Genomic DNA, 21,542 nt, shown 5'->3' with positions numbered 1-21,542 from the left:
GCGGGACCCGCTGGCATGATCTGACGCTTATGACAGTGCACCACCTTCCGGCGACGGCGCAGACCGTGCACTGGGGGTATTTCGACCCGCGGCAGGCGCCCGCCCTGACCGTCGAATCCGGCGATCTGGTGGCGATCGAGACGCTCACCCATCACGCGGGCGACGCTCCCGACCTGTTGATGGACGAGCGCATCGCGCAGGTGTTCGCCGAGGTCGACGAGCGCGGGCCCGGACCGCACATTCTCACCGGGCCGATCGCGGTGGCCGGGGCACGACCGGGTGACGTGCTCCAGGTCGACATCCTGGAAGCGACTCCGCGGCTGCCCTACGGGTCCAACCTCGCGGGGCACTGGGGCTACCTCTACAACGAGATTCCCGTCGAGCGGGTCACCGTCTACGAGCTGGACGTCGACGCGCTGCTGGGACGCGCGCTGTTCGGCTACGACTGGACCGCAACCCCGCTGGCCAACGAGCCCGGCACGATCGTCACCCCCGATGCCGCCAGCCGCGAACCGGCGCTGCCCGGCGTCGTGGTGCCGCTGCGCCCGCATTTCGGCACGATGGGCGTCGCGCCGGCCGAGCCGGTGCGCGTTTCGTCGGTCCCGCCGGGCGATCACGGCGGCAATGTCGACAACTGGCGCATCGGTGCCGGCGGCCGGATGTACTACCCCGTCCAGGTGCCCGGCGCAAAGCTGTCGATCGGCGATCCGCACGTATCTCAGGGCGACGGCGAGGTCAGCGGCACCGCGCTGGAATCGTCGTTGAATGGCCTGCTGCGCTTGACTATTCGCCGCGACCTTCCCTTCATCGTTCCGGTGCTGGAGACCGCGACCGAGCTGTTGGTGCACGGCTTCGGGGACAGCCTGGACGCCGCGATGAAGTGCGCGACCCTGCGCACCCTTCAGCTCCTGCAGAACCACTTCGGGCTTTCCCGCGCCGACGCGTACTCGTTCATGTCGGTGGCGGTGGACTTCACGGTCACCCAGGTGGTCGATCAGCGGCAGGGCGTGCACGGCCGAATCGACAAACGCTGCTTCCCGCGCTGGCAGAATCCCGCTGCATGAGTGGTATTCAGGCGTTCACGTTCACGCCGGCCGACGGCGTACCGCCCGCGGTGGCGCCGTTCTCGCACGCGACCGCGGCAGGCCAGACCCTCTACGTCACCGGGCAGATGCCGACCGACCCGACCGGCGCGGTGGTCGGTGACGACGTGGCCACCCAGACCGATCAGGTGCTGGCGAATCTGTTGCGGGTCACCGAGCTGTGCGGAGGTGGCATCGGCGACGTGGTGTCGGTGCGGGCGTTTCTGACCGACTGGACCGACTACGCGGCGTTCAACGGCGCCTACGCGCCGTGGTTTCCCGACCGGCTGCCCAGCCGGACCTGCGTCGGTACAACGGGACTGGCCGTCGGTGCCCTCGTCGAGATCGACTGGGTGGCCTGGCGCGAGGACGGGTGGGGTCAGGCCTGATCGCCGTAGCGGTTCAGCCGCTCGCCGATTGCGATGGCCGCCAGCCGAACCCGCTCGCCGAGCCGGGTGATCTCCCGCGAATCCACGGTGGCGAACGGCGCGGCGGTGACCGACATCGTCACCACACCCTCGGCATTGGCGATCGGTGCCGACACCGTGGCGATGCTGTGGGTCGCGCCCTCGCCCAATTCGCCTGGCAGCACGTCGATCACGCTGAGATCGGCGAACGCTTTCGCGAGCTGCGCGGTGATCGCGTCCACCTCGCCGTCACCGGACAGCGCCTGTAGCGCCGAATACACCCGCAGATACTCCCGGGTGAGCCGCTCCACCACGAAGCCGCGTTCGCGGGTTTCGTTGAGCACGGCCGAGATTCGCTTGCGCAGGGCACCGCTGGGCTGGCCGATCGCCTCGAGCCACGCCTGTTGGGCTTCCGCGGAGGACCACGCCACGTAGTCGCGGCCGAATGGCGCGACGAACGGGGTCTTGGTCCCCCGACCGATCCGCGGCGCGGTCAGGCTCTCGCCCGCGACGTCGATGATCACCAGACTGTTGGCCTCGCGGCGGGCCAGATAGACCTGCGTGCCGGTAGCCGCGGCCAACTCCTCCAGCTCGCCGCGGAAGAGGTCGGCAGGTTTGGCCAGGCTGGCGATGGCGGGCCCCCATGCATAGCGGGCCGAGCGCGGATCGCGGGTCACCCATTCATGGGCGACGAGCGTGGCCAGGATGGCGTGACCGGTGGCCCGGCTGATGTCGAGCGTGCGGGAGATCTCGGCCAGTGAGAACTGCCGGGCGGGGTCGGCGCCGAGCATTTCCATCACGGCGATCACCCGTCCGGTGGGCGGTGAGGACGCTTGACCCGCCATCTTGGCTGGGTCTACGTTGAGCGTCATATTGCCGAACGGTACGTCGAATATTCGACAGGAACAAGTCATGACGACGCAGTCATCAATGGAGACGCTGAACCTCGACGACCTGACCGACCCGGTGCTGACCGACACCCAGCGGCAGATCCTCGACTACACCGAGTCCCGCGAGGTCACCTTCGACCTCGACGCCATGCTCGCCGAAGCCGTGGAAGAGGCCGGCGCCGACGACCTGGCCGACGACGACGGATTCGCCGACCGGCTGGCGGCCCACGTGGCGGCCATCGAAGCCGACACCGGGCTGCGCCAGCTGATTCGAAGCTCCTTGCGCGCCAGAGTGGTTCGCAAGGTCCGCAACCGGCTGTCCCTCGTCGACCTGCTCAAGCGCTACCCCGAGATCGCCTCGATCCCGATCGAGCGGCCGCTGATCGTGGTCGGCATGCCCCGCTCAGGGACCACCCATCTGGTGAACCTGATCGCCGAGGACCCACGCCGGCGCGCCCTGCCGTACTGGGAGAGCGAGGATCCGATCCCGGCGCTCGGGCAGGGGCCAGACGTCTTCGGGGTGGATCCCCGCTATGCCCGCGTCAAAGCCGAGCACGAGGCGCTGATGGCCAGCACGCCGTACGTGGCCGCGATGCACGACCGCTTCCCCGAGGCCATCGAAGAAGAGGTCGAACTGCTGGACCTCGACATGGCCGGCTACGTCCTCGAATGGCATGCCCGCGTACCCGGCTGGCGCGACTACTACCTCGGGCTGGACCAGACCCGCCACTACGGCTACCTGAAGACGGTGCTGCAGGCGCTGACGTTCCTGCGGGGCCCGCGGACCTGGGTGCTGAAGTCGCCGCAGCACGCCGAACAGCTCGGCCCGCTGATGACGACATTCCCCGACGCCACCGTCGCGTTCACCCACCGCGACCCCGTCGCCGTGATCCAATCCGCGATCACGATGATGGCGTACTCGGATCGGTTGCGCCGCAGCAGCATCGACCCGGACTGGCTGGTCGACTACTGGAGCGACCGGATCCACCGGTTACTGAGCGCGTGTGTGCGGGACCGGGAGCTCGTGCCCGCCGAACGCAGTGTCGACATCGGCTTCCATCATCTGAACGGCAACGAGATGCCGGTGCTCACCTCGTTCTACGAGCAAGCGGGCGTAGACATTCCGCCCAAGGTGGCCAGGCGATTCCAGGCCTATATCGACAGCAATCGTCGCGGCGCCAAGGGCCGCATCCCCTACGACATCAGGAAACACTTCGGTGTCGATCCGGACGAGTTGCGCTCCCGGTTCGCCTTCTACTTCGACCGTTTCGACGTCCGCCCCGAGATCTAGAGGTCAACCGTGCAACCCATCTACCGCAGCCGCCCCGGCGCCGACGCCATGGCACCGGCCTCGGCCGAACACGCCGAGGAAGTCGCGCCGGGGATCTGGTGCTCACCGGGCCTGACCAACGCCTACCTGCTCACCACCTCCGAGGGCCGCGTCGTCGTCAACACCGGCATGGGATTCGAAGGCCCGGTGCACCGCGCCGTCTTCGACGCCGTCGACTCGTCGCCGGTGCGCTACATCCTGATCACCCAGGGCCATTACGACCATGTCGGCGGTCTGGACACTCTGCGCGACCCGGACACCAAGGTTGTGGCGCAAGCCAATTGGGAGCAATGGCGCGACGACAACGAGCGGCTACTGCCCTACCGCGCCAACCGCAGCGCCTTCGCCTTCTCGGGTCGCCTCGCCGACGGCATCAAGCACATCCAGGACCGGTTCGGCAAGAAGCTCCCCGCCCAGAGCGCCGCCACCGCCGACATCGTCGTCGACGAACGCCTCGAGCTGACCGTCGGCGACCGCCGCTTCGAGCTGATCGCCACCCCGGGCGGGGAAACCACCGACTCCATGGTGATCTGGCTGCCCGACGAGCGAGTATGCCTGTGCAGCAACACCTTCGGGCCGATAGTCGGACACATTCCGAACCTGGTCACCATTCGCGGCGACCGCTACCGGGATGCACTGGCGGTCATCGACACCATCGAACGGGTCCGCGCCCTGCAGCCCGAGACCCTGCTCACCGGACACTTCGACCCCATCCGCGGGGCCGACCTGATCGACGCCGAGCTGACCAGGCTGCGCGACGCCGTCCAGTACCTGCACGACGAAACCGTCGCAGGGATGAACGCGGGCAAGGACGTTCTGACATTGATGCGCGAGATCACGCTGCCCGAGCATCTCGAGGTCGGCCAGGGCTACGGCAAGCTCGCCTGGGATGTGCGCGCGATCTGGGAGAACTACTCCGGCTGGTTTCACCACCGCTCGACCACGGAGCTGTACCCGGTCGGACCCGACGCCGTCAGCGCCGACCTGGTGGAGCTGGCCGGTGCCGACGCCCTGACCGACCGTGCCCGCGCCCATCTGGACGGCGATCGCCCGCTGGAGGCCATCCACCTCGCCGAGCTCGTCACCCAGGCGATCCCCGAGCATGCCGGGGCGCGAGCGGTCCTCAAACACGCCCACGAACACCTGCTCGCGGGCAGCGTCAACTTCTGGGAAACCGCGTGGCTGACCAAGCAGATCGAAAGGTACACATGACCGCCCAGCTGAGTTTCGACTTCACCGGTACCCGGGCTCTGGTCACCGGGGCGACCAGCGGGATCGGGCATGCCGTCGCCGTGCTGTTCCGCGACGCGGGAGCCGACGTCATCGTCACCGGCACCAAACCCGCTGCCGCCGACTACGACACCGACCTGTCCGGGATGACCTACCGCCAACTTGTGCTCACCGACAGTGCATCCATTGACAGCCTGGCCGAGAGCATCCCCGAGCTCGACGTCCTGGTGAACAACGCCGGCGCCAACTTCCCCGGCGGCCTCGACGAGTCCACCCCCGACGGGTTCGCCGCCTCGGTCGCGCTGAATCTCACCGGGCCCTACCGCCTCACGGTGGCGCTGCGTCGCGCACTCAAGGCGTCGTCCGCGACCGGCGGCGCGAGCGTGGTGAACCTGGCGTCGATGTCGGCGCTGCGTGCGGTCACCATGGTGCCCGGCTACGGGGCGGCGAAATCCGGTGTCATCAATGTCACCCGCAACCTGGCGGTCAAGTGGGCCAAGCACGGAATCCGGATCAATGCCGTCGCGCCGGGCACCATCGAGACCGCGATGACCGCGCCGATGCATGCCGTGCCGGAGATCGTGGCGACCGAGATCGCGCACATTCCCGCCGGGCGGATGGGCACCGTGGGCGAGGTCGCCCCCGCCATCGCGTTCCTGTGCACCGCGCAGAGCAGCTATATCAACGGCGCGGTGCTGGTGGTCGACGGCGCCTCGGACTGCGTATAGCGGCGTTCCTGCCGTACCGTGATCGGGTGCCCCGCCAGGTCCTGTTCATCTACAACGATCCGATCGCGCCTGAGGCGCTACTCGGCGAGACGTTCACCGAACTCGGTTTCGACGTCGACACATTCGAGGTGGTTCCCGCCGACCGAGCGTCGGACCCGGTGCTCGACGTCACCTTCCCCGACCCGACCCGCTACGACGTGATCGTGCCGCTGGGATCCCGGTGGGCGGTGTACGACGAACGACTGCCGTGGGTGGCCGGTGAGATCGACGTCGTGCGGCGTGCGGTCGAGCACGGCGTCGGTGTGCTCGGGGTGTGCTTCGGCGGCCAGCTGGTAGCCACCGCGCTCGGCGGCTCGGTGGCGCGCTCGACTGATCCCGAGGTCGGCTGGCATCGGGTGCGCAGTGCCGACCCCGATCTGGTGCCCGACGACGGGCCGTGGTTCCAGTGGCACTTCGACCGATTCACTGCCCCGCCGGGAGCCACTGTGGTGGCCGAGAATGACCGGGCCACACAGGCTTTCGTCCTCGGCCGGGCGATGGGCCTGCAGTTCCACCCTGAACTCGACCACAAGCTGCTCGAGCTGTGGATCGACGACGATCGCAACCGCGGCGGTGGCGACATCGTCAAGCTCGGGCTGAGTGCTGACGACCTGCGGTCAGACACCACCACCCACGTCGACGACGCCGCCCGGCGGCTGCGCCTGCTGGTTCGGGGCTTCCTCGACAAGGTCGCCGGCTAGCCCGTCATGGGCGCGGTCCGGTCCGTCGTCGCGGTCACGCTGGCCGCGGTGATGGTGCTGACCGGGTGCGGGTCGCCGACCACGCCCGCGACCGCACCCACCACGTCCGCGCAGGCCGACGCGATCGCCACGATCGTGCGCGACACGATGGCCAAGGCGCACCTGCGCTCGGCGCTGGTCCGGGTCACCGTCGACGGCAAGGAGGTGCTGACCCGCGCCGACGGCGAGTCGATGACCGGGGTGCCCGCCACCACCGCGATGCACTTCCGCAACGGCGCGGTGGCGATTTCATACGTGGCCACCCTGCTGCTGCGACTCGTCGACGAGAAGAAGGTCAGCCTCGACGACACGCTCTCCCGATGGCTGCCCGACGTGCCGAACGCCGACCGGGTGACTCTGGGCCAGCTCGCGCAGATGACGTCCGGCTACGTCGACTACGTGATCGGCAACGAACCGATGAACGCAGAGCTCTACCGAGATCCGTTCCGGCAGTGGACAACCGACCAGCTGCTCGGTTACGCGCTGGACAAGCCATTGCTCTACACACCAGGCACGAACTGGAACTACGCCCACACCAACTACGTGCTGCTGGGCCTGGCCCTGGAGAAGGCCACCGGCCAGGACATGCCGAAGCTGTTGAACGAGAAGGTACTCGGGCCCCTCGGCCTGACGAATACGACCAACTCGTTCACTCCTGACATTCCGGAACCGGCGCTGCACGCGTTCAGCTCGGAACGCCGCCAGGCCCTACACATCCCGACAGGCGCACCGTTCTACGAGGAGTCCACATTCTGGAATCCGTCGTGGACCATCACCCACGGCGCGATCCAGACCACCGACATCTACGACCTGGCGGCGACCGCCGAGGGGATCGGCTCGGGCCGCCTGCTGTCGGGTGACTCCTACCAGAAGATGATCTCGACGCAGTTGCGCGGTAAGACCACGCCACTGCCGGGCTGCACCACGTGCGGGGTCCAAACCGACTTCTACACCTACGGATTGGGCATCGTGATCTCCGGGAACTGGCTCCTGCAGAACCCGCTGTTCTCCGGCTACGCCGCCATCGAGGCCTACCTGCCCAGCCGCAAGATCGCCATCGCCGTGGCCGTCACCTACGCCCAGGACGCGTTCGAAGCACAGGGCGACTATGCCAACGAGGCCGACACCTTGTTCCGTAGGATCGGCGCGCAGCTGGCACCCGACGACGCCCCGCCGCTGCCACCGGCGAAGTAGCGACAATTCAGCCGGCCCTTACCTGCACCCAACCGTTCACCTACTCGCAACTTGAGATGACTAGCGTGCCCGCCATGTCCGCCACGCCGCAACAACTGGACCGGCTACAGAGCGACGTCGACGCTCTCCTGTCCAGCCTCGCCGACGCCGAGGCCAGGTGGCGGCCATGGACGGCTGCGGTCGCCACCGAAAACTATTGCAGTGCCATCAATTTGGTGCACTACTGGGCGCTGCGTCAGACGGACCTTCGCGATCTTCAGGAACGGCTCACCGGCTTCGGGCTGTCCTCCCTGGGGCGCAGCGAAGCCCACGTGCAGGCGACCCTGCAATTGGTGTCGGCCGCCATCGCGGCGATGCGCGGCCAGGGCTGGACACCGGCCGAGGAAGCCTGCGTAGAGGTCACCGAGGGCACCCGACTGCTCGAACGCAACGCTGTCGAGCTGCTCGGCCCGGCCGCCGACGACCGGGCGGCGCGGATCATGGTCACCCTGCCGTCGGAAGCCGCCGGGGACGCCGCGATGGTGCGCACGCTCGTCGATGCCGGCATGCGGATCGCCCGGATCAACTGTGCACACGACGACGCCACCGCATGGAAAGCCATGGCCGCCAACGTCCGATCGGCGGCCGCGGCGGCCGGGCGCACCTGCCTGGTGGCGATGGATCTCGGCGGCCCCAAGTTGCGCACGGGTCCGTTGGAGCCCGGCCCGCAGGTGGCGCGGTTGCGTCCGACCCGCAACGCACACGGGCAAGTGGTGGCCGCCGCCCGTGGCTGGCTGACCTCGGCCAAACGTCCGGCCCGCCCACCCGAGCCCGGCCTGACCGCGCTGCCGGTCGACTCCGAGTGGCTGGCCCGCCGCGCCGAAGGTGACGAGCTCATATTGCGCGACACCCGCGGATCCAAACGACGGCTGCTGCTCGCCGCGGCCGCTCCCGGGGGGTTCGTCGTCACCACCGAGAAGACGACCTACGTGGGCACCGGAACCGTGTTGAAGGCCGGCGGGAAAGACACCACCGACATCGGTGAACTGCCCGCCGTCGAACAGGCCATCCGGCTGTCCGCCGGTGACGTCGTCCGCGTGACCCGGGACTGCTCCCCCGCCCCGGTCGATGACGACCAGTCACCCCGGATCGGGTGCACGCTGCCTGAGGTCTTCGACAACGTCGAAGTCGGTGAGCGGATCTTCTTCGACGACGGCAAGATCGGCGGCGAGGTGATCGAGGTGGCCGCCGACACCATCGACGTCCGCATCGACCATCCCCCGCACGGTACGGCAAAGCTGCGCTCCGCCAAGGGAATCAACGTACCCGATACCAACCTGCCCATCTCGGCGCTGACCGACAAGGACCTGGCCGATCTGGCCATGGTGGTCGAGCTGGCCGACGTCGTCCAGTTCTCGTTCGTCCGGGAACCCGCCGACGTCATCCGCCTCTTCGACGAGCTGGACTGCCTCGGCGACCACGATCTCGGTGTCGTGCTGAAGATCGAAACCCGTCAGGCCTTCGAACATCTGCCGCAGCTGCTGCTCACCGCGATGCGCCGCCGCCGCGTCGGGGTGATGATCGCCCGCGGGGATCTGGCGGTGGAGACCGGCTACGAGCGGATGGCCGAGTTGCAGGAGGAGACCTTGTGGCTGTGCGAGGCGGCCCACCTGCCGGTGATCTGGGCGACCCAGGTGCTCGAGCAACTGGCCACCACCGGCAGGCCGTCACGCGCCGAAATCAGTGATGCGGCAATGGCTGAACGCGCCGAGTGCGTGATGCTCAACAAGGGGCCGTACATCGCCGACGCGGTGATCACCCTCGACGACATCCTGGGCAGGATGGCCGGCCATGAGTACAAGAAGAGCCCGCTGCTGCGCAGCCTCCGGTCGTGGCGGGGCTCCCCGGATTACCCTGACTAACTCTCGTGGCCCAGCTGATGGGCCAGCACGTCCTCGATCGCCGGCTGCCGGAATCGGTGCCCCAGCGTCTGCAGCTTGGTGGGCAGCACGCGTTGATCGGCCTCGGCCAGTTCACGGGCACCCTGCTTGCCCAGCAGTATTCGCGGCCCGATCGACGGGACCGGCACCACCGCGGGACGGTGCAGTGTGGCCGCCAGCGCCTTGGTATATGCGTTGTTACGCACCGGGTTTGGCGCAACGGCATTGACGGGCCCGGCCAACGTGTCGTCGTAGGCGGCCCGGTAGTAGATATCCAGCAGGTCGTCGATGCCGATCCACGACAACCACTGCTGACCGCTGCCGAGCCGGCCGCCGAGACCCGCGGAGAACAGCGGCCGCATCAACCGCAGTGTGCCCCCGCGGGCGGCCTGCACGATGCCGGTGCGCACGCACACCGTCCGGACCCCGGCGCGGGCCGCAGGCTCCGTGGCCGCCTCCCAGTCGGCGACCACGTCGGCCAGGAAACCGTCGCCGCGGGCACTGTCCTCGCACAGCACGGCATCGCCGCGGTCGTAGCCGTAGAAGCCGATCGCCGATGCGCTGACGAACGCCCGCAATCCGGTGGTCTTGGCGGCCACTTCGGCCAGTCGACGGGTCGGCTCGATCCGCGAATCCCGGATCGCCCTGCGGTGGGCGTCGGTGAACCGTCCGGCGATCGTCGCACCAGCCAGATGGATGACGGCATCGATGCCCTCGAACAGGTCAGGAGCGGGATCATCTGGGTCCCAACGGCGTTCGTCGGGCCGAACGGGCTCGCCGCGCACCAGTCGGATCACCCGATGCCCACCGGTGGTCAGCAGTGCCGTCAGCGCGGTTCCGACCAGGCCCGACGAGCCGGTGATGGCCACGGACAGATCGCCTGCACCCGCCCGCGCGGCATCCCGATGCGCGGCGAGGTCGTCGGCCAGCTGGCGATGCCGGTAGACGAAGGTCGCGCGCAGCGCCGCGCCCGGCACCGTCGTGTCGACCTCGTCGTGCACGCGCGTGCTGCCCGCACCGGCGTCGCTGAATTGGTGAATGTGGCGCCACCACCCAATGATCCGAGGTGGCAGCGTCATCAGGCCGTCGGAGGACAAGACGTCGACGAACTGGTGCGGCGGGTCAAAACCGGCCGGATCGTGGCGGGCGATCCAGCGCAGCCCACCCGGCAAGCCGAGGACCGCGCGCCCATCGGCCAGCGACTCGGTCTCGGTCACCACGTGCATCGGTTGCCACGGCGGGATCAGCCGCCGCATGGCGCCGGGCCGGGTGTGCCAGGCGAACACCTCGTCGATGGGATGATCGACGACGCTTTCGTAGTGGATGCCCATGGTGTTCCTTTACCCCGGCGGGCACCGAAAAGAATCAGCGTGAGCCGGACTCGTCCGGCTTCTCCTCGGCCGACTCCTCGTCGGACCCGCCTTCGGGTTCCGAGGCCGCTTCGTCGGGCTCATCAGCGGCCTCGTCGGAGGCATCCGACACCTCGTCGGCAGGCTCCTCGGTGACCGCCTCGTCGTCGGGATAGTCGGCGTCGAACGTCGAATACGTGGAGTCGACCGTCTCGTCGGTCTCCGAATAGGCGGTGGTCTCGGCGGTGGCCGACGACTCCATGGACTCGGCGCCCACCGCTGCCGGCACAGCCTCGGCCTCACCGCCGCGGCGGTTCTGCCGTTCTCGGATCGCGTCGACGATCAGCAGGATGACGCCGATCACGCTGGCGGCGATACACACCCACGCAACGAGCTCATTGCTGGTGACGACCGCAGTGACCAGGGCCGCGAGGCCAATCACCGCCAGTACCAGGGCAACGATCAGCATCGATCAACCTCCAGTCGACGCAGGGCTTTTAGTTGTTGCCCCGGTTGAACTGGTTGAACCCGCCGCCGTCGCTGTTGGCACCGGAATCGACCGGTGCGGCCGACCCGCGCTGCCCGAGCTCTTCGAGCTGGGACTCCAGGTACGTCTTGAGCCTGGTGCGGTATTCGCGCTCGAACGTCCGCAGCTGCTCCAGCCGTCCCTCGAGGACAGTGCGCTGCTGGTTGATGGTGCCCATGATCTCGGTGTGCTTGCGCTCGGCGTCGGCCTGCAGGGCGTCGGCCTTCTCCTGCGCCTGGCGCAGCTGGGTCTCCGAGCGGGTCTGCGCATCGCTGAGCATGGCCTCGGAACGCTGCTTGGCGTCGGCGACCGTGGTCTCCGCGGTGTGCCGCGCCTCCGAGACGATCTGATCGGCGTTCGCGCGGGCATCAGCCAGCAGCTTGTCGGCCTCAGCCTTCGCGGTGCCGGTCAAGCGGTCGGCGGTGTCCTGGGCCAGGGCCAGCACGCGAGCCGCCTTGATGGCCTGTTCCTCGCTGGCGGCCGGGCTCGGCGCGGGCGCCGGGGCGGCTTGCGGTGCGGGCGCGGGAGCCGGCGTGGGCTCGGGCTCCGGCTCGGGCTTGTAGAGCGGAATCGCCTGAGTGGGCTGCGGTACGGCGCCACCGGAGCGGGCGGCACCCAGCTCCTGGTCGAGCTCGGCGACCCGCTGGCGCAGGTCGGAGTTCTCCTCGATGAGGCGAGTCAGCTCGTTCTCCACCAAGTCGAGGAAGGCGTCGACCTCGTCCTCGTTGTAGCCTCGCTTGCCGATGGGCGGCTTGCTGAATGCCACATTGTGCACGTCGGCCGGTGTAAGCGGCATCATCTGCCCCCTCGGGTCTGGGCGGTCAAACCGGTCTGCAAAGAGTAGAACGCGTCAAACGTTCGGTCCGTACTGTAACTGGCGTCCATCCTGTCACACCAGAACCGCCGGTTGCCTAATTAAGAGCTAATTTCAATTATTCGGTACCACCGCCACGGCGTGGCTAATCGCGATTCACCGCATCATGGGGTAGCTTGCCGCTCTCAGGCGGCAGCGCCGAAGGCCAGCTGCATCCCGATGAACGCCACCAGCAGCAGCACCATGATCGACAGATCGAACCGGACGGCGCCGATCGTCAATTGTGGGATAAGGCGACGTAGCAGCTTCACCGGCGGGTCGGTGACGGTCATGATCAGCTCGAGGATCACGACGGTGAGCCCGCGCGGGTGCCAATCCCGGCTGAACGAGCGGATGAACTCGACGACGACCCGGGCGATCAGCAGCAGCCAGAAGACAAACAGCGCGAAGCCAAGGATTTCGAAGAACAGCGACAACTAAAGCCGGCCCTTAATCAACAGCGGATGTGACATTGACGACATCGCTGGATTGCCCAGCGCGACGCCGTCAGCCTACCCAAGTCTTCCAGTGCTTCCGACGACCAGCCGTCAGGCCGCTTACTGGTAGCTGTAGAAACCCGCTTCGGCGATCCGCCTGCGCTCCTCGGCACTGACATCGACGTCGGCCGGCGACAGCAGGAACACCTTGGTGGCGACCTTGTCGAACGACCCGCGCAGGGCGAAGGCCAGGCCGGCGGCGAAGTCCACCAGCCGCTTGGCGTCGGCGTTGTCCATCGACACGAGATCCATGATCACCGGCTGGCCGTCGCGGAAGCGCTCACCGATGGTGCGGGCCTCGCTGTAGTCCTTGGGCCGCAGCGTGGTGATCTTCGACAGCGGGCTGCCGGCCTCGAACAGTTCGGCCATCCGGCGAGGGTCCATCGCCAGTGCGCCGCGGGTCGAGCCACGCAGTGAGCCGAAGCGGGACGGGCGCCCCATATCGGGGTGCTCGAATTCGCGCGGGCGGAACCGCGGCTCGTCGCCGTACTGCGCGCGGAAGCCGCCGGTCGGCGCGTAGTCGGCCTCGCGCGGGTCCCGGAGATCCTCGTACTCACGCGCCATCCGCGGGTCGTCGTAGCGACCGGGGCGCTCGTACTCGTCATCGGCGAAGCGCTCACGGCGGGAGTAGCCGCGGTGAGCGCCGCGGTCATCGTCGTCGTAGTACTCGTCGTCGTAATCGTCCGAAGGCGCCATGCCGAAGTAGGCCTTGACCTTGTGGAGAGTGCTCATCGCTGGACCCTTCTGAATGCGTGAAGTTCGGTGTCTGTGATGAAGATGTGACTGGAGTGACTACTCAGGGAGACGTTAGAGGACGTTGTCCCATAAGCGCGGTTCCGACACGCACACACGTCGAACCGTGTCGCACCGCGGCCTCCAGGTCACCGGACATCCCCGCCGACAGCTCTGTCGCGTCGGGGTGGTTGCGCACGACCCGCTCGTGCTCGGCGGCCAGCGCCGCGAACGCGGCGTCGGGGTCGGCGCCCAGCGGCGGGATGGCCATCAGGCCGGCCAGCCGCAGCGCGCCGGCGTCGGCGACCTGCGCGCACAGCGCGTCGACCGCACCGGAATCACCGATGTCGACGCCGCCGCGGGAGGTGTCGCCGTCGAGGCTGATCTGAACGAACACCCGCACCGGCGCGGTCCGGCTGCCTTCTTCCATGGCGTGCGCGGCACCGCGATCCAGCGCGGCGGCCACCTTGGCCGTGCTCACCGAGTGCACCGTATCCGCCCATGCCGCAATGGCTTTGGCCTTGTTGCTCTGAATCTGGCCGACCATGTCCCAGCGCACGCCGTCGGCACCGGTGAGCTCGCCGAACTCGGCGATCTTGGCCGATGCCTCCTGTTCGCGGGATTCGCCGAACGCCCGGCAACCCAGCCGCCACAGGATCGCGACGTCGGTGGCCGGGAAGAACTTGGTGATGGGGAGCAGTTCGACGTCGCCGACATCGCGGCCGGCGGCCTGCGCGGCATCGGCGAGCCGTTCTCGCAGCGCGGCCAGGGCGGTCGCGAGATCGGCTTCCCTGCCCGCCGCTTCCGTCATTCCATCCACACCAGACAGGCCAGCCGACCGGTCGGAGCGTCGCGCCGATGGCTGAACAAATTCTTGTCGGCCACCGTGCAGCGTGGGTCGGCATCGATGGCCGTCACACCCGCATCGATCAATTGGCGGGCGATCCCGGCCCGCAGGTCCAGTGCCGGCGTGCCGTTGGCGGTTTTGGTCCGACTGCCGGGCAGTCGGGCTTCGACGTCGGCGGCCATCTGCGCGGGCACCTCATAGTTGGCGCCGCTGACGGCCGGGCCCAGCAGCACCGAGATGTCCGGTGTGTGCGCGCCGTTGGCCAGCATGGCCTCCAGGGCGCGCAGCACCACGCCGTCGGCGGCGCCGACACGTCCCGCATGGACCGCGGCCACCACACCCGCCTTGGCGTCGGCCATCAGCACCGGCACACAGTCGGCGGTCACCACGGCCAGCGCCAACCCGGGCGTGGTGGTCACCAGCGCGTCGGTGTCGTCGAGTGCTTCGGTGCGGGGTTCGTCGACCAGCGCGACGTGATCGCTGTGCGTCTGGTTCATCCAGATCACGTGGTCGTCGGCGAGCCCGATGGTACTGGCCAGCCGTTTGCGGTTGGCCGCAACGGCTTTGGGGTCGTCGCCGACGTGGTCACCGAGATTGAACTTGTCGAACGGTGGCGCCGAGACACCACCGGCGCGGGTGGTGGTCACGCGACGGATGACTGTCACAAACCCAGTATCCCTGCAGCGAAAGGTGGGTCAGTGCCGCATGAACGGCGGCACGTCGACGTCGTCGTCGGAGATTCCGCCGTCGTCGCCACCACCGATGCTCACCGTCGCACCGTTGGTATGCACCGGCACGCTCGCGGCGTCGATCGGATCGAACAGCGAGGAGCTGAGCTTGCCCGCCGCACCGGGTGCGATGGGCTGGGCGCCGGTGGTCCCTGGACCGACGACGGGCTTGCGGCTCGGGCTGGCCGAGTCGAACCCGGCGGCGATGACCGTGACCCGGACCTCGTCGCCCAGCGAGTCGTCGATGACCGTGCCGAAGATGATGTTGGCGTCCTGGTGCGCGGCGTCCTGCACCAGCGAGGCGGCCTCGTTGATCTCGAACAGCCCGAGGTCGCTGCCGCCGGCCACCGACAGCAGAACGCCCTGGGCGCCTTCCATCGAGGCCTCGAGGAGCGGCGAGTTGATCGCGATCTCGGCAGCCTTGAGCGCACGGCCGTCACCGCGAGCCGAGCCGATACCCATCAGGGCGGTGCCCGCTCCACTCATGACGCCCTTGACGTCGGCGAAGTCGACGTTGATCAGGCCAGGCGTGGTGATCAGGTCGGTGATGCCCTGCACGCCGTTGAGCAGCACCTCGTCGGCGCTGCGGAAGGCGTCCATCAACGAGACCTGGGCATCGCCCATCTGCAGCAGCCGGTCGTTGGGGATGACGATCAGGGTGTCGCAGCTCTCGCGCAGCGCCTGGATGCCGGACTCGGCCTGATTCGAGCGGCGCTTGCCCTCGAAGGAGAACGGCCGGGTCACCACACCGACGGTCAGCGCGCCGAGCTTGCGGGCGATGGTCGCGACGACGGGTGCGCCACCGGTGCCGGTGCCGCCGCCCTCACCTGCGGTGACGAACACCATGTCGGCGCCGCGCAGCAGCTCCTCGATCTCGTCCTTGGCATCCTCGGCGGCCTTGCGGCCGACCTCGGGGTCGGCGCCGGCACCCAGCCCTCGGGTGGAGTCACGGCCGACGTCGAGCTTGACATCGGCGTCGCTCATCAACAACGCCTGGGCGTCGGTGTTGATCGCGATGAACTCCACGCCCTTGAGTCCCTGCTCGATCATTCGGTTGACGGCGTTGACGCCGCCGCCGCCGATGCCAACGACCTTGATGACGGCGAGGTAGTTATGCGGGGGGGTCATCGTCTGTCTTCCTCCCAGGTGGGGATCGGGTCTTGCGGCTTGTGTGGCAAACCCTTAACCTCTACTAGAGGCTTAGAGTTATGTCAGGTTGGGCCGCGCAACCAGAACGGTATGGCTGGTCGGGGCTGGATTGGGGAGGCGCGCCGGGGTGTCGCCGGCAATTTCTCACTTGACCGTGGGCAGGTCCGGGCTCGAGACGTCGTAGACCTTGCCGGGCTGCGTCAGGAGCGCGGCCAGTTTCTCGGCCTTCTCCTCGGTGCGATCGGTGGTCCCCCACACCACGGTCCGGCCGTCGGTCAGCGTCAGCGTCACCGACGCCACCGACGGCGCGGCCACCCGGCTCACCTGAGCCACCACCTCCGGGCGCAACGCCGTCATCACCTCGAGCGCGGCCCGGGTCGGCTGATCGGTCGGCCCGGGGTGGTCGACGTCGATATAGGGCAGCCCGGGCGGGGGCGGCGCGGTCGCGAAATCCACGCCGTCCTTGTCGAACAGGTGCGGTCCGTCGGGATAGTCCTTCACCACGATCGGGATCCGCTCGACGATCGTGATCCGCAGCGTCGACGGGTACTCCCGCTGTACTCGTGCGCTGGCCACTCGCCGGATGCCGGCCACCCGGTCGGCGACCTGGTCGGTATTGATCTGCAGGAGCGGGGTGCCGATCGCGACCTTCGCCGCGTCGACGACCTCCTCGCGAGTGACCGCACCGATGCCGGTGATCACCAGCGAGCGGGCCGACATGACCGGGGTGAAATACAGGATCAGGCCGAGCCCGACGCTGACGATCGTCAGCACGATCAGCCAGGTCAGCAGCTTCAGGCCGCGAACAGCGCTGCGGCCCAGCGGCTTCGGGGCCTCCACCGTTTGCCCGCGAACCTTGCGCTTCGCTTCGCGGCGGGCATCTTCGATCGCCGTCGCGCGGGCCTGCGCGGCGCGACGCTCGGCGCGCTCGCGGCGTTCCCGCATGCGCGGGCCCTCGAGGTCAGGCTTCTCGTCGGGTGCGCTGTCCGGTTCTTCGTCGAGATCGACGTTGTGCACGTCGTCACTCGTGTTTTCGCTGCCATCTGTCGGTTTGGGCAGGATGGGGGCGTCCTCGGCTTCGCCTTCGTCCCGCCCTTCCTCGTTCACCGGGTATCCCCCGGCATCGACCGGTTTGCCCTGGTGTGCAACGCCGTCAGGATCTCCTGGCCCAGCATCGTCACGTCACCGGCGCCCATGGTGACGACGACATCGCCCGGCCGCGCGACCGCGGCAACCTTCGCGGCCACCGCCGAGAAGTCGGGCACGTAGTGCACCGGCACGCTGACATGCTCGGCCACCGACGCTCCACTGACCCCGGGCATCGGCTGCTCGCGCGCGGCGTAGACGTCCAACACGAACACCTCGTCCGCGTCGCTCAGAGCCTCCCCGAACTCCTTGGCGAAAATCTTTGTCCGCGAATACAAGTGGGGCTGAAACACAACAATGGCCCGCCCCGCTCCAGCATGGGTCTTCTCGCCCTCTCGGGCCAACGTGCGCAACGCCGACAGCGCGGCACGAACTTTCGTGGGGTGATGGGCATAGTCGTCGAAAACCCGCACCCCGGCGATCGTGCCCACCAGCTCGAAGCGCCGCCGCACACCCTCGAAACTGGCCAGCCCGTCGAGTACCTCGTCGATCGGGGCACCGCCCTCAACCGCGGCCAGCAGTGCGGCAAGGGCATTGAGCGCCATATGCCGTCCCGGCACCGCCAGCCGCAGCACCCGTGGATGTGGTTCGCCCGCAAGCGCAAAGTGCGCCACCGCATTGGTGCCATGCTGTTCCCAGCCGGTGAGTGTCGCCGCAACGCCAGGCAACGGTTGACCATCCTGCGCACTGCCATAGCGGAGCACCCGAATGCCGAGTTCCTCGGATCGGTCGGCAAGCGCAGCGGCACCTGGGTCGTCGGCACACGCGATCAGCGCACCCCCGGGGGCCAACCGCTCCACGAATGCGTCGAACACGGCACTGTAGGCCTCGGCAGTACCGAAGAAATCCAGGTGGTCGGCCTCGATATTGGTCACCACCGCCACGTCGGGGGTGTACTCCAGCAGCGAGCCGTCACTCTCATCGGCCTCGGCGACGAAGCAGTCACCACTTCCGTTGTGCGCGTTGGTGCCTGCCTCCCCCAGGTCACCACCAACGGCGAAGGACGGGTCCAGCCCGGCGTGCTGCAACGCGACGATGATCATCGACGTCGTCGTCGTCTTGCCGGCTGTGCCGGTCACCATCAATGTGCGGTACCCGGCCATCAACTTGGCCAGCACCACCGGGCGCAGGATCACCGGGATTGCGCGCCTGCGGGCCTCGACCAATTCGGGATTGGTCTTCGGGATCGCGGCGTGGGTGGTGATCACCGCGGTCGCCCCACCGGGCAGCAGGTCCAGGTTGGCCGCGTCGTGGCCGATGCTGATCGCGGCGCCTCGCGCGCGCAGCGCCACCACCCCGCGTGACTCCTTGGCGTCGGATCCCGACACCATGCCGCCGCGGTCGAGCAGGATCCTGGCGATACCGGACATCCCGGCGCCGCCGATCCCGACCATGTGCACCCGCTGCAGTTCGGGCGGAAGCGCGTTCACCGCTTGCCCTTTCGCGCGATGTCCAGCGCGACCTCGGCGACCCGCTGTGCCGCGTCGCGGTGGCCGACCAGGGCGGCGGCCGCCGTCATCGCCTGCAGCCGTGGCCCGTCGGTGAGCAGACCGGTGACTTCGCGGGCAACGAAATCCGGTGTCAGCGCGGCATCTTCGACCAGAAGGCCACCGCCGGGATTGACCACCGGCAGCGCGTTGAGCCGTTGCTCCCCGTTGCCGATCGGCAGCGGCACGTAGACCGCGGGCAGTCCGACCGCGGACACCTCGGCCACCGTCATCGCCCCGGACCGGCAGATCGCCAGGTCGGCGGCGGCATACGCCAGGTCCATCCGGTCCAGGTAGGGCAGCGCCACATATGGCGGTTCACCCGGTTTCGGAGTCCGCAGATCCAGGGTGTTCTTGGGGCCGTGCGCGTGCAGCACCGAAACACCCGCGGCGGCAAGGTCTTCGGCCGCGGCCGATACCGCGCGGTTGATCGAGGCAGCGCCCTGGGAGCCGCCGAACACCAGCAGCACCGTGGCGTCGTCGGCGAAGCCGAAGTGCTCCCGGGCCTGCGCGCGCAGCGCGGCGCGATCCAGCGATGTGATCGACGCCCGCACCGGCATACCGACGACTTCGGCGTGCCGCAGTCCCGAATCAGGTACGGCCGCCAGCACTTTGCGGGCATTGCGGGCGCCGAGTTTGTTGGCGATACCGGCCCGTGCGTTGGCCTCGTGCACGACGACGGGGACACGACGCCGTGCCGCCAGGTAGGCCGGGACCGCGACATAGCCGCCGAATCCGATCACCACGTCGGCCTCGACGAGGTCGAGCACGGCACGGGTTTCCCGCACCGCCCGGCGCACCCGGATCGGGAGGCGCATGAGATCGCCGTTCAGTTTGCGCGGCAGCGGTACGGGTGTGATGAGTTCCAGGTCGTAACCGCGGTCAGGCACCAGCCGGGTCTCCAAGCCACGCGCCGTACCCAGCGCGGTGATCCGGATATCCGCGTCCAGCGTCCGCAACGCGTCGGCAACCGCCATGGCCGGTTCGACATGCCCGGCGGTGCCTCCACCAGCAAGCACAACCGACACCGAGACACTCACCCGTAACGCTGACCTTCCAATGTGCGGGACCGCCGTGCGCGGCTGCTTCCCTCATTCGGATGCTGCGCGCTGTTGCGCGGAGCGTCACCATGATGCCCTGAGCGTCGGGTGGGTCGCTGGGCCGTCCGGGTTTTAGCAGGTAGAGCGGCACGTTCGCGGGCGGGTTGGGCTTTGCGAGCCGGTTTCTTGGCGGGTTTCCCGGCGGCCGGTTTGGCCGGTTTGGCGGCCTTGTCGGCCGGCTTGGCGCGCAGCCGGTCGCGTGCGGTCTCCAGGCGCGGCGGCACGTAGGGCTCGGGGAACGGCAGCCGCAGGATCCGGTTCATCCGGTCCTCACGGCCCGCGCGCAGCGCGGCCACCGCGTCGGGTTCGTGGCGGGCGGCGTTTGCCATCAGTCCGATCATGAACAGCGTTGTCGCCGTTGATGTTCCGCCCGCCGAGATGAGCGGGAGCTGAATCCCGGTGACCGGCAACAGGCCGATGACGTAGCCGACGTTGATGAAGACCTGACCGATGACCCACATCGTGGCTGTCGCGGTCAGCAGGCGCAGGAACGGGTCGGCCGAGCGTTTGGCGATCCGCATGCCGGTGTAGGCGAACAGCCCGAACAGCGCCAGCAGCCCGAAGGCTCCGACGTAGCCGAGCTCCTCGCCGATGATGGCGAAGATGAAGTCGTTGTGGGCGTTGGGCAGGTAGTTCCACTTCGCGGTGCCCTGGCCCAGGCCGTCGCCGAAGACGCCGCCGTTGGCCAGCGCGAATTTCGCCTGGCGCGCCTGATAGCCCGAACCCTGGGCGTCGGCGCCGGGGTCGAGCCAGGATCGCACCCGGTCGGAGCGGTAACCCTCCGAGACCGCCAGCACCGCGGCCGCGCCGACGGCCGCCAGCAGGGAGCTGACGAACACTTTGAGCGGCAGGCCGGCGTACCAGAGCATGGCCAGCAGGATGATGCCCAGCGACACGGTCTGCCCGAGGTCGGGCTGGGCGACGATCAGCACCAGCGCCACCACGGCGGCGGGGATCAGCGGGATCAGCATTTCGCGCAGCGACGCCCGCTCCATCCGCCGGGTCGCCAGCAGGTGCGAGCCCCAGATGGCGAACGCGATCTTGGTCAGCTCCGACGGCTGCATCGACAGACCCGCGAAGACGAACCAGCCGCGCGAGCCGTTGGATTCGTGGCCGATACCGGGGATCAGCACCAGCACCAGCATCACGATGGTGACCGCGAATGCGGAGAACGCGGTGTTGCGCAGGAAGCTCACGGGCACCCGCAGCGCGATCCAGAATCCGATCAGGCCGACGCAGGTCCACAGCACCTGGCGACCGAAGATCGCCCAGGGCGAGCCGTCCTCGTCGTAGGAGTGCACACCCGAGGCCGACAACACCATGATCAAGCCGAGTGTGACGAGCAGCGCGGACACCGAGATGATCAGGTGAAACGACGTCATCGGCCTGCCGAGCCAGGTGCCGAACCTGCGCGGAACCCGGAACCGGGACTCGGCGGGCGCCTCAGCGGTGGCGACGGGCTCGGTGGCGGATTCGGTATCGGCCCCTTCGGGAGCGTCGGCGGTGTCCCCCTCGGCGGCGGTATCGGGAGCGTCCGCCGAGCCGCGACGGCGCAGCCGGGACAGCATC

General features: G+C 68.4%; 21 protein-coding genes. 8 read left to right on the top strand and 13 right to left on the bottom strand.

Annotation, left to right across the window (positions count from 1 at the left end):
• The first annotated feature begins 29 nt into the window (after positions 1-29).
• Both EV580_RS17610 and EV580_RS17605 read left to right on the top strand, forming a co-directional pair.
• Positions 30-1,064 (top strand): acetamidase/formamidase family protein, encoded by a 1,035-nt coding sequence (locus tag EV580_RS17610; RefSeq protein ID WP_133692495.1) that lies wholly within the window; start codon positions 30-32, stop codon positions 1,062-1,064.
• Positions 1,061-1,471, top strand: a complete 411-nt coding sequence (locus tag EV580_RS17605) for a RidA family protein (RefSeq protein ID WP_133692494.1) — start codon at positions 1,061-1,063, stop codon at positions 1,469-1,471. Before EV580_RS17610 ends, EV580_RS17605 begins: the two co-directional genes overlap by 4 nt.
• Here the strand turns inward: EV580_RS17605 and EV580_RS17600 are convergent.
• Positions 1,462-2,361 (bottom strand): helix-turn-helix domain-containing protein, encoded by a 900-nt coding sequence (locus EV580_RS17600; protein ID WP_133692493.1) that lies wholly within the window; start codon positions 2,359-2,361, stop codon positions 1,462-1,464. The two genes, EV580_RS17605 and EV580_RS17600, sit on opposite strands and share 10 nt — an antisense overlap.
• Before the next feature lie 40 nt (positions 2,362-2,401).
• Between EV580_RS17600 and EV580_RS17595 the strand changes: the two genes are divergently transcribed.
• From EV580_RS17595 to EV580_RS17570, 6 genes are all read left to right on the top strand, one after another.
• Positions 2,402-3,670, top strand: a complete 1,269-nt coding sequence (locus EV580_RS17595; protein ID WP_133692492.1) for a sulfotransferase family protein — start codon at positions 2,402-2,404, stop codon at positions 3,668-3,670.
• Between the two features lie 48 nt (positions 3,671-3,718).
• Positions 3,719-4,921 (top strand): MBL fold metallo-hydrolase, encoded by a 1,203-nt coding sequence (locus EV580_RS17590; RefSeq protein WP_133693112.1) that lies wholly within the window; start codon positions 3,719-3,721, stop codon positions 4,919-4,921.
• Positions 4,918-5,667: an SDR family NAD(P)-dependent oxidoreductase gene (locus EV580_RS17585; protein ID WP_133692491.1), complete on the top strand. Its 750-nt coding sequence runs from the start codon at positions 4,918-4,920 to the stop codon at positions 5,665-5,667. The genes EV580_RS17590 and EV580_RS17585 overlap by 4 nt, the downstream gene beginning before the upstream one ends.
• Before the next feature lie 26 nt (positions 5,668-5,693).
• The gene (locus EV580_RS17580) at positions 5,694-6,407 is read left to right on the top strand and encodes a type 1 glutamine amidotransferase (RefSeq protein WP_133692490.1); all 714 of its coding nucleotides are present in this window, start codon (positions 5,694-5,696) and stop codon (positions 6,405-6,407) included.
• Positions 6,408-6,413: 6 nt separating this feature from the next.
• Positions 6,414-7,640, top strand: coding sequence for a serine hydrolase domain-containing protein (locus tag EV580_RS17575; RefSeq protein WP_133692489.1), 1,227 nt, complete (start codon positions 6,414-6,416; stop codon positions 7,638-7,640).
• A 74-nt stretch (positions 7,641-7,714) separates the two neighbouring features.
• The gene (locus tag EV580_RS17570; protein WP_286171624.1) at positions 7,715-9,541 is read left to right on the top strand and encodes a pyruvate kinase; all 1,827 of its coding nucleotides are present in this window, start codon (positions 7,715-7,717) and stop codon (positions 9,539-9,541) included.
• Here the strand turns inward: EV580_RS17570 and EV580_RS17565 are convergent.
• From EV580_RS17565 to ftsW, 12 genes are all read right to left on the bottom strand, one after another.
• Complete coding sequence (locus tag EV580_RS17565; RefSeq protein WP_133692487.1) at positions 9,538-10,890, bottom strand: TIGR01777 family oxidoreductase; 1,353 nt, start codon at positions 10,888-10,890, stop codon at positions 9,538-9,540. The genes EV580_RS17570 and EV580_RS17565 overlap by 4 nt on opposite strands.
• A 34-nt stretch (positions 10,891-10,924) precedes the next feature.
• Positions 10,925-11,377 carry a DUF308 domain-containing protein gene (locus tag EV580_RS17560; RefSeq protein WP_133692486.1) on the bottom strand — a complete coding sequence of 151 codons (453 nt, stop codon included), beginning with the start codon at positions 11,375-11,377 and terminating at the stop codon, positions 10,925-10,927.
• Between the two features lie 28 nt (positions 11,378-11,405).
• Positions 11,406-12,230 carry a DivIVA-like cell division protein Wag31 gene (wag31, locus tag EV580_RS17555; protein WP_133692485.1) on the bottom strand — a complete coding sequence of 275 codons (825 nt, stop codon included), beginning with the start codon at positions 12,228-12,230 and terminating at the stop codon, positions 11,406-11,408.
• A gap of 203 nt (positions 12,231-12,433) precedes the next feature.
• Complete coding sequence (locus EV580_RS17550; protein ID WP_005144500.1) at positions 12,434-12,724, bottom strand: YggT family protein; 291 nt, start codon at positions 12,722-12,724, stop codon at positions 12,434-12,436.
• Positions 12,725-12,844: 120 nt separating this feature from the next.
• Positions 12,845-13,516, bottom strand: coding sequence for a cell division protein SepF (locus EV580_RS17545; RefSeq protein ID WP_133692484.1), 672 nt, complete (start codon positions 13,514-13,516; stop codon positions 12,845-12,847).
• Positions 13,517-13,580: 64 nt separating this feature from the next.
• Entirely contained in the window at positions 13,581-14,327 is a 747-nt protein-coding gene (locus EV580_RS17540) for a YggS family pyridoxal phosphate-dependent enzyme (protein ID WP_133692483.1), read from the bottom strand.
• The gene (pgeF, locus tag EV580_RS17535) at positions 14,324-15,028 is read right to left on the bottom strand and encodes a peptidoglycan editing factor PgeF (protein WP_133692482.1); all 705 of its coding nucleotides are present in this window, start codon (positions 15,026-15,028) and stop codon (positions 14,324-14,326) included. The genes EV580_RS17540 and pgeF overlap by 4 nt, the downstream gene beginning before the upstream one ends.
• A 30-nt stretch (positions 15,029-15,058) precedes the next feature.
• Positions 15,059-16,219 (bottom strand): cell division protein FtsZ, encoded by a 1,161-nt coding sequence (ftsZ, locus tag EV580_RS17530; protein WP_133692481.1) that lies wholly within the window; start codon positions 16,217-16,219, stop codon positions 15,059-15,061.
• 165 nt (positions 16,220-16,384) lie between these two features.
• Entirely contained in the window at positions 16,385-17,347 is a 963-nt protein-coding gene (locus EV580_RS17525; RefSeq protein WP_133692480.1) for a cell division protein FtsQ/DivIB, read from the bottom strand.
• A complete protein-coding gene (murC, locus tag EV580_RS17520; protein ID WP_221218331.1) occupies positions 17,344-18,780 on the bottom strand; it encodes a UDP-N-acetylmuramate--L-alanine ligase in 1,437 nt (478 codons plus the stop codon). The genes EV580_RS17525 and murC overlap by 4 nt, the downstream gene beginning before the upstream one ends.
• Before the next feature lie 32 nt (positions 18,781-18,812).
• Positions 18,813-19,913 (bottom strand): undecaprenyldiphospho-muramoylpentapeptide beta-N-acetylglucosaminyltransferase, encoded by a 1,101-nt coding sequence (gene murG, locus EV580_RS17515; protein ID WP_286171622.1) that lies wholly within the window; start codon positions 19,911-19,913, stop codon positions 18,813-18,815.
• Complete coding sequence (gene ftsW / locus EV580_RS17510) at positions 19,910-21,541, bottom strand: putative lipid II flippase FtsW (protein WP_208114643.1); 1,632 nt, start codon at positions 21,539-21,541, stop codon at positions 19,910-19,912. The genes murG and ftsW overlap by 4 nt, the downstream gene beginning before the upstream one ends.
• Between the last annotated feature and the right edge of the window lies 1 nt (position 21,542).

It is taken from the genome of Mycobacterium sp. BK086 (genome assembly GCA_004362315.1).
Classification (GTDB): Bacteria; Actinomycetota; Actinomycetes; order Mycobacteriales; family Mycobacteriaceae; genus Mycobacterium.
Note: the sequence above shows the minus strand (reverse complement) of the source record. Positions and strands in the feature narration are given on the sequence as shown.

Bases quoted from the DNA above. Each gene is read 5' to 3' on its own strand.
- EV580_RS17610 (WP_133692495.1), top strand. From the start codon at position 30: ATGACAGTGCACCACCTTCCGGCGACGGCGCAGACCGTGCACTGGGGG.
- EV580_RS17605 (WP_133692494.1), top strand. From the start codon at position 1,061: ATGAGTGGTATTCAGGCGTTCACGTTCACGCCGGCCGACGGCGTACCG.
- EV580_RS17600 (WP_133692493.1), bottom strand. From the start codon at position 2,361: ATGACGCTCAACGTAGACCCAGCCAAGATGGCGGGTCAAGCGTCCTCA.
- EV580_RS17595 (WP_133692492.1), top strand. From the start codon at position 2,402: ATGACGACGCAGTCATCAATGGAGACGCTGAACCTCGACGACCTGACC.
- EV580_RS17590 (WP_133693112.1), top strand. From the start codon at position 3,719: ATGGCACCGGCCTCGGCCGAACACGCCGAGGAAGTCGCGCCGGGGATC.
- EV580_RS17585 (WP_133692491.1), top strand. From the start codon at position 4,918: ATGACCGCCCAGCTGAGTTTCGACTTCACCGGTACCCGGGCTCTGGTC.
- EV580_RS17575 (WP_133692489.1), top strand. From the start codon at position 6,414: ATGGGCGCGGTCCGGTCCGTCGTCGCGGTCACGCTGGCCGCGGTGATG.
- EV580_RS17570 (WP_286171624.1), top strand. From the start codon at position 7,715: ATGTCCGCCACGCCGCAACAACTGGACCGGCTACAGAGCGACGTCGAC.
- EV580_RS17565 (WP_133692487.1), bottom strand. From the start codon at position 10,890: ATGGGCATCCACTACGAAAGCGTCGTCGATCATCCCATCGACGAGGTG.
- EV580_RS17560 (WP_133692486.1), bottom strand. From the start codon at position 11,377: ATGCTGATCGTTGCCCTGGTACTGGCGGTGATTGGCCTCGCGGCCCTG.
- wag31 (WP_133692485.1), bottom strand. From the start codon at position 12,230: ATGCCGCTTACACCGGCCGACGTGCACAATGTGGCATTCAGCAAGCCG.
- EV580_RS17545 (WP_133692484.1), bottom strand. From the start codon at position 13,516: ATGAGCACTCTCCACAAGGTCAAGGCCTACTTCGGCATGGCGCCTTCG.
- EV580_RS17540 (WP_133692483.1), bottom strand. From the start codon at position 14,327: ATGACGGAAGCGGCGGGCAGGGAAGCCGATCTCGCGACCGCCCTGGCC.
- ftsZ (WP_133692481.1), bottom strand. From the start codon at position 16,219: ATGACCCCCCCGCATAACTACCTCGCCGTCATCAAGGTCGTTGGCATC.
- murC (WP_221218331.1), bottom strand. From the start codon at position 18,780: ATGGTCGGGATCGGCGGCGCCGGGATGTCCGGTATCGCCAGGATCCTG.
- ftsW (WP_208114643.1), bottom strand. From the start codon at position 21,541: ATGCTGTCCCGGCTGCGCCGTCGCGGCTCGGCGGACGCTCCCGATACC.